12 protein-coding genes are annotated in these 12,166 nt (G+C 43.2%); 9 read left to right on the forward strand and 3 right to left on the reverse strand.

What is annotated here, in order from left to right; genetic code table 11:
• Positions 1 to 91 precede the first annotated feature (91 nt).
• Positions 92 to 1,768 (reverse strand): hypothetical protein, encoded by a 1,677-nt coding sequence (locus ACQY73_RS10130; RefSeq protein ID WP_428665049.1) that lies wholly within the window; start codon positions 1,766 to 1,768, stop codon positions 92 to 94.
• A gap of 197 nt (positions 1,769 to 1,965) precedes the next feature.
• Between ACQY73_RS10130 and pfkA the strand changes: the two genes are divergently transcribed.
• The 6 genes from pfkA (at position 1,966) to ACQY73_RS10160 (ending at position 8,526) form a co-directional block, all read left to right on the forward strand.
• Positions 1,966 to 2,940, forward strand: coding sequence for a 6-phosphofructokinase (gene pfkA / locus ACQY73_RS10135; RefSeq protein WP_428668445.1), 975 nt, complete (start codon positions 1,966 to 1,968; stop codon positions 2,938 to 2,940).
• 359 nt (positions 2,941 to 3,299) lie between these two features.
• Positions 3,300 to 3,680 (forward strand): hypothetical protein, encoded by a 381-nt coding sequence (locus ACQY73_RS10140; RefSeq protein WP_428665052.1) that lies wholly within the window; start codon positions 3,300 to 3,302, stop codon positions 3,678 to 3,680.
• A 262-nt stretch (positions 3,681 to 3,942) separates the two neighbouring features.
• Positions 3,943 to 5,058, forward strand: coding sequence for a PepSY-associated TM helix domain-containing protein (locus ACQY73_RS10145; protein ID WP_428665055.1), 1,116 nt, complete (start codon positions 3,943 to 3,945; stop codon positions 5,056 to 5,058).
• Positions 5,059 to 5,274: 216 nt separating this feature from the next.
• Positions 5,275 to 5,664 carry a hypothetical protein gene (locus tag ACQY73_RS10150; RefSeq protein ID WP_428665057.1) on the forward strand — a complete coding sequence of 130 codons (390 nt, stop codon included), beginning with the start codon at positions 5,275 to 5,277 and terminating at the stop codon, positions 5,662 to 5,664.
• A 79-nt stretch (positions 5,665 to 5,743) separates the two neighbouring features.
• On the forward strand, positions 5,744 to 6,184 hold the full coding sequence (locus ACQY73_RS10155; RefSeq protein WP_428665059.1) for a viral A-type inclusion protein: 441 nt from the start codon (positions 5,744 to 5,746) through the stop codon (positions 6,182 to 6,184).
• Complete coding sequence (locus tag ACQY73_RS10160; RefSeq protein WP_428665061.1) at positions 6,181 to 8,526, forward strand: TonB-dependent receptor; 2,346 nt, start codon at positions 6,181 to 6,183, stop codon at positions 8,524 to 8,526. The genes ACQY73_RS10155 and ACQY73_RS10160 overlap by 4 nt, the downstream gene beginning before the upstream one ends.
• Positions 8,527 to 8,541: 15 nt before the next feature.
• Here ACQY73_RS10160 and ACQY73_RS10165 read toward each other — a convergent pair whose 3' ends face one another.
• Both ACQY73_RS10165 and ACQY73_RS10170 read right to left on the reverse strand, forming a co-directional pair.
• A complete protein-coding gene (locus tag ACQY73_RS10165; RefSeq protein WP_428665063.1) occupies positions 8,542 to 8,766 on the reverse strand; it encodes a Txe/YoeB family addiction module toxin in 225 nt (74 codons plus the stop codon).
• Between the two features lie 7 nt (positions 8,767 to 8,773).
• On the reverse strand, positions 8,774 to 9,052 hold the full coding sequence (locus ACQY73_RS10170) for a hypothetical protein (RefSeq protein ID WP_428665065.1): 279 nt from the start codon (positions 9,050 to 9,052) through the stop codon (positions 8,774 to 8,776).
• 54 nt (positions 9,053 to 9,106) lie between these two features.
• Between ACQY73_RS10170 and ACQY73_RS10175 the strand changes: the two genes are divergently transcribed.
• From ACQY73_RS10175 to ACQY73_RS10185, 3 genes are all read left to right on the forward strand, one after another.
• Positions 9,107 to 10,309 carry a sialidase family protein gene (locus ACQY73_RS10175; RefSeq protein ID WP_428665068.1) on the forward strand — a complete coding sequence of 401 codons (1,203 nt, stop codon included), beginning with the start codon at positions 9,107 to 9,109 and terminating at the stop codon, positions 10,307 to 10,309.
• Between the two features lie 115 nt (positions 10,310 to 10,424).
• Positions 10,425 to 10,973 (forward strand): DinB family protein, encoded by a 549-nt coding sequence (locus tag ACQY73_RS10180; protein ID WP_428665071.1) that lies wholly within the window; start codon positions 10,425 to 10,427, stop codon positions 10,971 to 10,973.
• 85 nt (positions 10,974 to 11,058) lie between these two features.
• Positions 11,059 to 12,135, forward strand: coding sequence for a glycosyltransferase family protein (locus tag ACQY73_RS10185; RefSeq protein ID WP_428665073.1), 1,077 nt, complete (start codon positions 11,059 to 11,061; stop codon positions 12,133 to 12,135).
• Positions 12,136 to 12,166: the final 31 nt, after the last annotated feature.

Consider the following 12,166-nt stretch of genomic DNA (forward strand, 5'->3'; position numbering starts at 1 on the left):
AAGAAGTAATTAAGTGTTATGTAGTTAGGTGCTGATTGGTTAAGGATTGACAAACATCATGCCCATTTGCCGGGGCGCATCGCAAAAATAGTTATTTCGGGGATAACCAAATACGTTGACCTTTATATGCTTCTGCCAACAGGTGCCATTTGTTGGTTGATCTTGGCCATTCACTAAGTGGTATTACCCCTAAAAAACCCGTATCCTGGTAGCGAACGTCATGGTATTTGTCAAATAGATCGTACCGCTTCTGAAATAAAGTAGGATAGCCTTTCTCATTATTGACAAAAATGTACGCTTCTTTGAGGAATAAACCCGTTTTTTTAAAACGTACCCAACCCCGAATGACCACTTGATTGTCAACGATTTTTATCCAGTCAATATCATATTCTGCCTCACTATTTTTTGCAGAAGTATCCGCAGCAACGGGAAGGCCGACATTAAGTTGCTTTCTTTCCACCGAATGTTCAAATAGATCCTTGGGCAAAAGGGGAGGAACAAACAAACCTTCCTTCACAAATTTCTTCAGCATCTCATTGGTATCTTTCAGACGGTAACTTCCTGCAATGGGTAATTCATGCTGATGCAACCAATTATCCGCCATCCGGAATTCAAGGTTATTTTTGATTCGAGGCAAATACGCAGCGACAGATAGTAAGTACAGAGCAAATGTAGCCGCAACGGCAGCGCCAATCAGCCTTTTTTTCCGGGCAGGCGCTACAAAATCAACCATGGTTAGGTAAGAAACAGCCAGAAACAACGAGGAATTCATCCGATAGCGCGATGGATAAGCACCCCGGATACCCGGTCCATACCGATTCAGTGCAACCGCTAAGGCCGTAAGTACCAAAAAACCCAATATTCCGTACAAGACCGGATTTTTTTGAAAATACAACCGAAAGGTAAGTACCAGAAACCACCCGATACCACACCATCCAAGCAAAGGAGCTACAAAGGCCACGGTAGGGTGATAAGCATTTGAGCCCAGAAATGCCCCCCAGAAAAGCAGCAGTTGTCCCCAATCAGCATGCTTCAATGTTTGAGTAATGGATGGATATCCTTCGGGTTGCTGATACCCTTTAAAATACAGTAGCACTGCAACTCCGAGTACGACCGTTCCTAATACCAATTCACGGTAACGTTTCTGAACACCCCAAACGGCCAATACAACGGGCACTAAAAACAACCCGCTGCCGATGGTACCGAGCGCCAATAAAGAAGCAATGATAGCTCCCAACCACGCCCAAGGTTCACGACGGGAAGCCAAATACAAGGCCGAAATAACCCATCCATGAATACCGAAATTGGCCAATGAAGCCATTCCCCAATAAGTATTATCCCAAGATTGGAACTGAAATATCAACAACACGACGGGCAATAGCCACCACACAGATAGTTCACTGAACGGTTTTGCACTTTTATAGAGTAAGAAAATTACTAACAGTAGGCTGATATTTCCACACCATATCAAATCGGTAAAATGCACACTTCCCCGTAAAAAATAATCTACCAATGAGACAAAACGGATATATACTATTCGATGTTCGTTGTGTTGTTCAACTAATAACGATAACTTTTCGTTAAAGGAAGAGGCATGTTGCCAACGGGAAATCGCCTCTAAAACGGCGATATAATCATCATAAAAAGGGAAATTATAACTGTAACGAAGCAATAATAAAAAGTAGATAACAACAGGAATAAGGCTGATAGTCAGCCCAATAGTCTTTTTATGGGCAGGGTTAAATGATAGGCGTTCATCTATTTTCATACTGCAAATATAAGAGACAAGTAAGTGCCGGCAGCGAAGGGCTTCTATTTTAACATCCGGTTAATTTTTTGAGAAAATTTCAAAATATTCGGTTTTTCATCGAAATAGAAAATAAATTTGTGTGTTTTAAGTAGAACTCAGTTCAATATACACTGTTCCCTACCAAAATAAGCAACCACCTTAATACCTAACTTATGATCAAAAAAATTGCGGTTTTTACCTCCGGCGGTGACGCTCCCGGTATGAACGCTTGCATCCGCGCTGTGGTACGCACCTCCATGTACTATGGAATTGAAGTATATGGTATCCGTCGCGGTTACAATGGCATGATTGCCGGTGATATTTATCAGATGACTTCTCATTCTGTAAGTAATATTATTCAGCGTGGCGGCACCATTCTTAAGTCGGCACGCAGCAAAGAATTTATGACCAAAGAAGGTCGCCAAAAAGCGTTTGAACAACTCCAAAAGTTTGGTATTGAAGGACTCGTCGCTATCGGTGGAAACGGAACGTTTACGGGAGCAACCATTTTTTACGATGAGTACGGCATTCCTACCGTAGGCGCCCCCGGCACCATTGACAATGACCTTTACGGCACCGACTATACCATTGGTTACGATACGGCCGTTAATACCGCCCTTGAAGCAATCGATAAAATTCGTGATACAGCCGACTCCCACGACCGCGTCTTCTTCATCGAAGTAATGGGGCGCGACTCCGGCTACATTGCCATTCAATCAGGAATTGCGGGCGGTGCCGAGATCGTAATGGTACCTGAAGTACTGACTCCTATCACCGAAGTGATCGAAACGCTGAAGCAAGGTTGGAATCGTTCAAAGTCCTCCTCTATCATTGTGGTAGCAGAAGGCGACGAAGAAGGAAACGCTGCTGAAGTGGCCGAAAAAATCAAATCACGCGTTGACATTGACATTGATATCCGCGTAACAACCCTCGGACATATCCAACGGGGAGGAGTTCCCACAGCTTATGACCGTATTTTGGCCAGTCGCCTCGGATTGGGTGCCGTTGAAGGGCTTATGAATGAGCACAAAAACGTAATGGTCGGCATCATACACAACGAAATAGTATATACTCCTTTCAGAGATACGATCCGGCTGCCAAAGCCTATTAATGAAGATATGCTGCGAATGGTAAAAATTCTGAGCACTTAGTTTTTCCTGAAAAAACACACTTCTGAATAAGTTCTTGGGCCTGCTCAAGAACTTATTTTTTTTATTTGCTCTGCACTCATTAATGCTTTCCTTCTCTAAACCAAAAGGTTATCAACAAAAACTCAAACAATCGTCACTATTTATATGTTATTACATCCAAATATGACTTTCGTCATTATTTTGGATAGATCCTATTACTACATTTGAAAGATTTGCAAAAACTGCCTTTTACGATTTAATCAGTTTATTAAATCAAGTCAATCGTTTTACCGAAGTTGTAGGCCGGGCTATTCTCTAAATCAGGCAGTGTTAGAGAGGTAGAAAATATATTTTGTCTATTTTCTTTTATTTGATCACCTATGAAACCTTCTAACTCATCTTCCTCTTCTGAACTATCCGGCTCTTATGTTAATGAAAAGGGGGAATTGGTTTTCTTTGAAACATTTTCAGCAAAAACCGGCAGAATCGTCAAAGCTATTGTACAGGAACTGCCCACTTCTATTCTAATAATGTTGGGAGGAATGTTTTTAACACAGCTATACCTGCTTTTTGGCATTTTTCAAACAATTCAACAACCTTCTACCCACTCTGATATAACTATTTCTCTCTCTATTTTTATCATGTTGGGTGTATTCATTGGCATCGCATTCAAACTTGGATGGTCGCTGGTGAGTGAAAAAGAAGAGGCATTGGCAGTAGCAGCCATGCTCAAAAAAGCGAAGAAATTCCAGAAACAATAAAGTGTTTATACCCCTAAGGAATTTCGTCTCTTATCCACATCTGATTCATTTCATCTATATTTTTCTCCCTCACCCGTTTTCCGGGATATTCTTCGACCGGGCAATACAACCTTTCTGCGATCTTTGCAATTTCTCCTTTTCCGGGGTCTTCTAATTTCAGTCGCTTTTTTATCCGGTTTAGACAAAGAGATAAAATTATCGAAACAGCGTTTAAAAAGGCTAATTTTGCTTTTACGCAACGGATTGCATAAAGTTATTGGAAATGAATCTATCACGGCAACTATTCACGATTCACTCATGGTTTGGCCTCGTCACCGGGGTGTTTCTGCTCATGTTAGGAGTAAGTGGATCGCTGCTGATCTTCAAAGAAGAACTGGATCACTTAATGTATCATGATCTGCTCACCGTCAAGCCACAGGAAACACCTCTCACGCTCGACAGTCTTTATAAAATCGCAGTAAAGCACTACCCGAATCTGGATGGTTTGGCGTGGATCAATCCTTCTGCCCCCAAAGACCATTCTTATCATTTCAGGTTGTATCTCAACGATAGTCGACTGATTTCGTATGATCTGGGAGCCTTAAACATTGACCAATACACAGGCAAAATCTTACGACAAGGCCGCAGTGATGATCTGGAAGTAGGTTGGATGGAGTGGCTTTTTCAGTTTCACTTTTCATTTCATCTGGGAACTCCCGGAGCCGCTCTGGTCGCTATTTTCGGAATTGCGATGTTAATCTCAGTCTTTACAGGCCTTGTCATTTATCGAAAGTATATTTGGAAAGTAGTGACATTCAACGTTCCTTTTAATCGTAAAAACCGACGTACGTTGTCATCGTCACTGCACCGTATCATAGGGGTTTGGGCGCTGATTTTCAACGTGGTGATTCTTTTTACCGGCTTTTGGCTGAACCTGTTTTCATTTGAAAAGAAAGTCTGGGAAAACGAAATGATTCCTACACCTCCCAACACATTGGTAAACGTTTCACTTGACAGCCTATATGCCAAAGCACTTCAAAAAATGCCCGATTTGACTCCAACGTATGTCTATTTTCCAACGCAACCGAAGCGAACATTCAGCGTTCGGGGCATCCTCAAAGGCCAAAATCCTTTATTTGCCGGTGGAAACTCTATTCAATTTGATGGTCAAACAGGCCGATTTCTGAGCCAAACTACCTTTGAGGATTTATCGTTTTGGCGTCGAATTAAGGCTACTTTTTATCCATTGCATGTGGGAAATTTCGGGGGAATTTTGCTCAAAATTCTCTACATTATTATTGGACTCACACCGGGATTGCTTTCTGTTACGGGCTTTTTGTTGTGGAGGCGTCGAAAGAAAAAGACATTTAATTATTTCCCTATCACTCAAAAGGAATGAGGCACAATCTACGCCGGACAGGCAGCTGAAATATTATTATTCACGCAAAGCTGCAGAGTCGCAAAGTTATAATTGCTTGATGAATAAATAGCTTACTTAGCCTCTTGGCTACTTTGCGTGATAGTTAAAATAAATGTGTATGAGTTCTTAAATCAATTTTAATCCGCCTTTTTACCAAGAATCCTTTACTTTTGCGGTAATTGAACAAACCTAAACATGTCATACAAACGGCACATATCCCTTTTTTTGCTGTTACTGATCAGCCTCAAAACGCTGGTGGTGCCGTTTATCTATTTGGATTTTGAACTTCGCAAAGAATACATTATTCATAACCTCTGCGAAAACCGTTTCAAAACCCAACTTCATTGCGACGGAAAATGTTATTTAGCCAAACAGCTACACAAAGTAGCCGAAGGCCACGCCCGTGATGAAGCCCAAAAACAAAGTGATTCCGCTAAGCGTGTGATTCAGGAAGTATTTGAAGAAAGTCAGTTTAATCTTATCCTGGCTACCGTTTCTTATCACGAGTCCGACCTTTTTTCAGTTTTTTCTTCTTCAGTACAGAAAGGCTTTTTGTCTAAGCCTGTCATGCCTCCGATTGCCTGATTTTTTGTACTAAAAAGCCATTCCCAACCTACCACGAAGGGACTTTAACGCTTTTTTTACACATTGGCAATTATACTCTATGAAAATCAACCCATTACTATTCGGTGGGGTATTATTGGCGGCTTCCTGTCAAAGCAGGGAACAATCCCAAATCAATGCCCTTGAAAAAGATGTGATGACGATTCATGATGCTGTCATGCCCAAAATGGGCGAATTGGTGGCAATGGAAAGCGCCATTCAAAGGCAAATTGCCCAAACAGACAGTTTGCTGAAAATTACCCCTAATGATTCCACACTGCAATATGTGCTGGAAAAATCAATCACTCTTTCGTCTCAGCTCAAAAAGGCCGATCATGCTATGATGGATTGGATGCACCGATATCGTGGTGATTCACTCAAAAAATTACTCCCGTCCCAAGCGATTCAGGCACTCACGCAGGAAAAGATCAACATTGAGCAGGTAAGCGACGACATGCTCAAGAGTATCGAAGAAACACAAAACTTTCTGAAACAACAATGAAAAATATACATCTATTACTCCTGCTTCTTGTGGGAATTTTTGCCCGCGAAGCGGCGGCGCAACACCTTATTAAAGGCAAAATTTTTGACGCCACCACCAAAGAACCCGTCGTAGGGGCTACTATTCAGATTCTGACCACTGCTGATGGTACAGTAACTGACCAAAATGGTCAATTTCAGCTAAAATCAGTTCCTCAAAACGCTAAAATTAAAATCTCCACGATTGGTTATACCGCTCAGGAACTGACCGTTACAGACGCTCAACCCCTGGCAATCTCGTTGGAGCCCGCCGTGGAAAACCTGCAGCAAATCGTAGTAACGGGCAATCGGGAAGCTTCTCTACGCACAGAATCTCCCATTGCCATTTCAAGACTGACACCCAAGCAGATCGACGAAGCCAAAGCAACGGCCTTGTTTGAAATTGTCAATAAAACACCGGGCGTTATGATGGTTAACCTAAACAATGAACAACACATGATGGCCATTCGGCAACCGATGACCACCAATGCCTATTTTCTTTACATGGAAGACGGCGTACCCATTCGACCGATGGGCGTTTTCAACCACAATTCCATCTTAGAATTCAATCAGTTTGCCATCAGTTCGGTTGAAGTAGTGAAGGGTCCCGTTTCTTCCATTTATGGGCCTGAAGCCGTGGGAGGAGCCATCAATTTTATCACGCACCGCCCTACGTCGGTTCCGACGGCCAAAATCGGCATTCAGGCCGACCAATGGGGCTATCAACGTCTGCAATACGGTGCGGGGGCAATGAAGGGCAAGTTTGGTGTGTACGTAGGCGGGTTCGTTGCCCGTCAGCGCAATGCGTGGATGACAAGCTCCGATTACGACAAAAACGCCGTAAATGCGCGGTTAGAGTATCATTTTACACCAAAATCGCGGTTGGTCTATACCCTTTCATACAACAATTACGACTCACAAACCAGCGGCAGCGTAGACAGCGTCGCGTTTTACAGTCGCCAATACGTGAGCACTACCGACTTTACCTATCGCAAATCGTATTCGCTTCGCTCACGCCTAACGTTTGAAAAAGATTGGAATAACGGTTCACAATCGTTTATCACCGTTTTTGGCCGCGACAACAAACACGGGCAGAATCCTTCGTACGGCATTCGATGGACCTCGGGCGCAAGCACGGCAAAAGGTGAGATCAACTCAAGTGACTTCAAGAGTTTGGGAGTTATTGCTCAACACACGCAAAAATTCAAATTCCTGAACTCAAAACTGATCGCGGGAACCACGATTGATTTTTCGCCGAGCACGTATTGGTCCTATCAGATCGATTTAACTGCCCAACTACGCGCCGACAAAAAATCGGTTGAAAAATACACCATTGCCAAGGAGCGCCCGGATATTCAGATCGCTAATTACGAAGCTGATATTCATAACACGGCCTTTTATGCGCAATACGACTTTGAGCCTTTGCCCAAATTGCGCATTTCGGCAGGGTTGCGTTACGACAATATGTCCTTCGATTTTGTAAATTATCTGGACAATACTTCGGGGAACAAATCGTATAGTCAAACAACACCAAAAATTGGTTTAACCTACGATTTGGGGAAAGGGAAAGGCATCTATGCCAATTACTCCAAAGGTTTTTCGCCTCCGGGGTTAACGGCGATTTTTCGCAAACGCTCGACTCCGCTTCCCAACGGCGATCTGTTTTATTATAACCTTGCTTCGGCCCAATTTGACAATGTCGAGATCGGTGGATGGGCTTCGTTGCTGAACAATAAAGTGTACATTGATATTGCCGCTTACCAAATGAATGGAACCAACGAGCTATTGAACATTCGTCAGCCCGACAATTCCACCGATTATCAATCGGCCGGAAAAACACTCCATCGGGGCATTGAGTTCGGCATTACTTACAAGCCTAATAAACAAGTATTTCTGCGTTTTGGGGGCACTACTGCCATTCACCGTTTTGTGGAATTTACGCTGAGTCAGAAGGCATCGGATGCGCTCAAAGATGTCAATGGCAAAGATATGCCTTCAGCACCGCGCCGGTTGTGGAACTCCGAAATCAGCTATTATCCTGTTTGGTTTAAAAACTTCCGTACGTCGCTGGAATGGCAGCACGTGGCCGGTTGGTTTCAGAATCAGACCAATACCGTCCGCTACGAAGGATATAACCTGATCAATTTCAGAGCAGGTTATAAATGGAAAAGCATCGAGCTTTTTACCAACGTCATGAACTTAACCGATGCCTTATATGCCACCAACGCTACCCGAGGCAACGCTGTCACCGACCGCACTACGTTTACTCCCGCCGCACCACGTACGTTTACGATGGGAGTTCAGTATAATTTTAATGGGAAATAAAATGACCTTGAGAAACTATTTGTCGCCGTAATGATCTCTGAACGAATAAAACTCTATTGCTTCGTTGGTCACCTTGTATATCATGCGATGCCCATCTGTAATCCTGCGAGACCAGAATCCTTTAAAATCATGCTTGAGTGCTTCGGGTTTGCCTTTGCCTTCAAAAGGATGACGGCGCGTTTCTTCAATGAGTTCCGAAATTTTGAGAAAGATTTTTTTATTCTCGTTGATCCAACTCATAAAGTCCTCAAAGGCTTGTGGGGTGAACAGAATGTTTCTTGACGAGTTCATCAAATTGCTCAGAAGTAAAAGAGATTACATTGCCATTATCAATAGACTCAATACCCTTTTTTATTTTTTCAACTAAATAGGGATTAGCCATAATGGCATCGGTTTCGTCGGTTTCGGTCTCTTCAATTTCAATTTTAATTTTGAAGGAACTGTTCCGGCGAGCAAACTGAGACTTGATGCGACGAAAAAGCTGATAGTCGAATTCGTCCTCGGTAAGTTGATACGTAACTGTCATTTCACTAATTTTTAACAAATCTAGTAAAAACCTTGCATTCTAAATAAAAGCACTATGAAATACATTATCGAAATATCATTAGCTCTTGTTTTAAGTTTTTTTGGGGTTTCAACAACTTTCAACCACAAAACAACGCCTGTTTCCAACGAAAAATTCACGGGTGCTACACCCCGTTTTACCACTGATCATCGAGGAAATCCGGTATTGAGTTGGGTAGAAAAAGACGGCGACAAAGGCTATTTTTATTTTGCCGTTTCTGAAAACGGCGGGCGCACATTTGGCCAAAAAGTCAAGATCAACGCCCCTACTGACCTAACCGTTCATGCGGAAGGAATGCCACGCATTGCCTTCAAAAGCGATGGCAGCATTTGGGCGACGTTTGAAATTAAAAGACCGACGAAAGAAGCGCCTCGCGCGGCAGATTTGATGTATGTATCTTCAACCGACAGCGGTAAAACGTGGTCGGTGCCTAAAGCAGTACATAAAGACACGTCACCGGGCAAAGGCCATTCCTTCAGCGATATGATTCGTTTGCCCAACGGGCAGTTAGGTTTTGTGTGGTTGGACGAAAAAATGGGCAATTACGAAGGCCGAAGTGTAAAATTCGTACAAACACTGCCCAATGGAGGCTTCTCAGAAGAGATCGTTGTTGACTCCAACGCCTGCCAATGCTGTCGCACCGTTTTATTCATTGACAATAACAAAAACATTCACCTCACTTACCGCGACTTACTCGCCGACGGCACCCGCGATATGAGTCACGCGGTTTCAACGGATGGCGGTAAAACGTTTACCCAACCCCAATTGGTTTACAATGACCGTTGGAAAGTCAACGCCTGTCCGCATACCGGGCCGGGCATGGCTCAAATAGGCAATGATTTCTTTGTCACGTGGTTCAGTGGGAAATCAGAAACTCACGAAGCCGGTGTCAGAATAGTAAAATTGGGGGAAGAGAAACTCTTTTCTTCGCAATTGACGGTACGGGCCAAACACCCTCAAATCGCCGACCTGAACGGTAATTTAGCCATTGTTTGGGATGAATCAATTGAAAAGAAAGGAGAGTTTTTTACCAAAATCGCCCTTAGAATCATTGATAACAAAGGCCGGGAAACTACCAATTATTTAACGGCCGATTATGAAAATGCCTCCTATCCGGTGCTTTTTCCCACGCCCAACGGCCTGTTATTGGCTTACGAACTTCAAAAAGGTAGTGAGGGTAAGTCAGTGATCGTATCACAATTAGTCACTGATTTATAAAGTGTTATTTTGATTTTCATGCTAACAGGAGTATTTTTGAACCTTGCCCGGTTTTATAGTAGATTTATAAAACCGGGCAGGTTGTAGAGACGCCAACAAACTAAATCAGCACTCCATGAAAATCAGCCGTAAAACCGCCCTGCATACCCTTACGGGAACACTGGTCTCAATGCCTTTTTTAGGTTTTTCCCGCAGCAAAAAAGAACTTCAGGGTTTTAAACAGGAATTTTCAGTTGCTTGGAAGCGCTCAGAGGAATATACGCTTACGGTATTCAACCAAATGCCCGAAGAGCATTTGGACTATAGATACACTCCTGAATCATTCAGTTTTCGGAATCAATTCGTGCACTGTATCGTTTTTACTTCCATGCAATTGGCCGGGAGATTGGAAATTCCCAATCCGTTTGAAAATAAGAAAGATTGGACCAAAATTACCAAGGCTCAGGTTGCAGACGAAATCAAGAACTTTTACGCTTGGGTGGAAAAAGTAGCGGCAGAAGTTCCACCTGAAAAACTTGCCAAACAGGAAAATTTTGCAGGCGGCAAAATTCAGGCATGGCAGTTTTTTTACGCCATGGAAAATCATCTTATCCACCACCGTGGGCAAGCCATCTGCTATTTGCGACTAAAGGGCGTAATCCCTGAAGGGTATGTAGGTTGGTAAAAACAACAAATCCATAATCATTTGGTAATGAAGAGGTAATTTGTATTTCGGTACTTTGAGTATGCTAATTTATTACTCAAAGTAGATGAAAAAAGTGCTGTTTTTAGTGCAGGGGGAAGGGCGCGGTCACCTTACCCAGGCCATTTCAATGAGTCAGACATTGCGTGAAGCGGGTTATCAACTCGTTGCAGTACTGGTGGGAGGAAATGCCGAACGACCGATTCCTTCCTTCTTTTATGACCAAATACACGCTCCAACTGAGGCCTTTTCCAGTCCCAATCTGGTCTTCAATGCCGAAGGGAAAGTGGATTTCAAAAAAACCGTTACGCATCATCTGCCCAATATCCTGCGATTCGGCAAAAGCTTACAGCAAATCAACAAAGCCGTTAAGCACTATCAACCCGACTTGATCCTGAATTTTTACGAGATTCTGGGTGGTTTCTACAATTGGTTATACCGCCCCTCCATTCCAATGATTTGTGTTGGACACCAATATTTGTTTTTTCATTCCGAATTTCAATTTCCGCAAAAGGGTCGCATAGACCGATTCCTGGTCAACTTCAATTCTCGGCTTACCGCTTTGCGAGCTAAACGGTTATTGGCACTTTCCTTTGATGCTCTTTCCGATCAACCTGCCAAACAGGTATACGTAGTATCTCCTCTGTTGCGGCACGATGTCCATTCGTTGGCTCCCTCGCAAAAAGAATATATTTTGGTTTATCTCAATCATCCTGCTTTATACGCCCAAATCCTCCAATGGCACCAACAACATCCTGAAGTGGCTTTGCATTGTTTTTGGAGTAAACCGGAGGCTCCTTCTGAAGAAAAAATCGACAATACGCTCACTCTTCACCGTTTGGACGGCACTAAGTTTCTGGAAATGATGTCCGGATGCAAAGCCTTGGTCACCACGGCAGGTTTTGAGTCAGTTTGCGAAGCGATGTACTTAGACAAACCGGTCATGGTGGTACCGATCCATTACGAACAGGCGTGCAATGCCGCTGATACTGAGCGCGTTGGCGCAGGCGTAGCTGCCAAACAATTTGATCTGTCGATCTTAATGAATTATTTACCGCAACATCAACCCGTAGGTGAGAATTTTCGCCAATGGTGTCGGGAAGGGACTAAACAATGGTTGATGCATTTGGAAAGTGTAGCATAAAAAAACGTCGGCGAGGCTTAAAGCCTCGCCG

Origin of the sequence: Runella sp. (genome assembly GCF_965279615.1) — a bacterium.
Lineage (GTDB): Bacteria > Bacteroidota > Bacteroidia > Cytophagales > Spirosomataceae > Runella.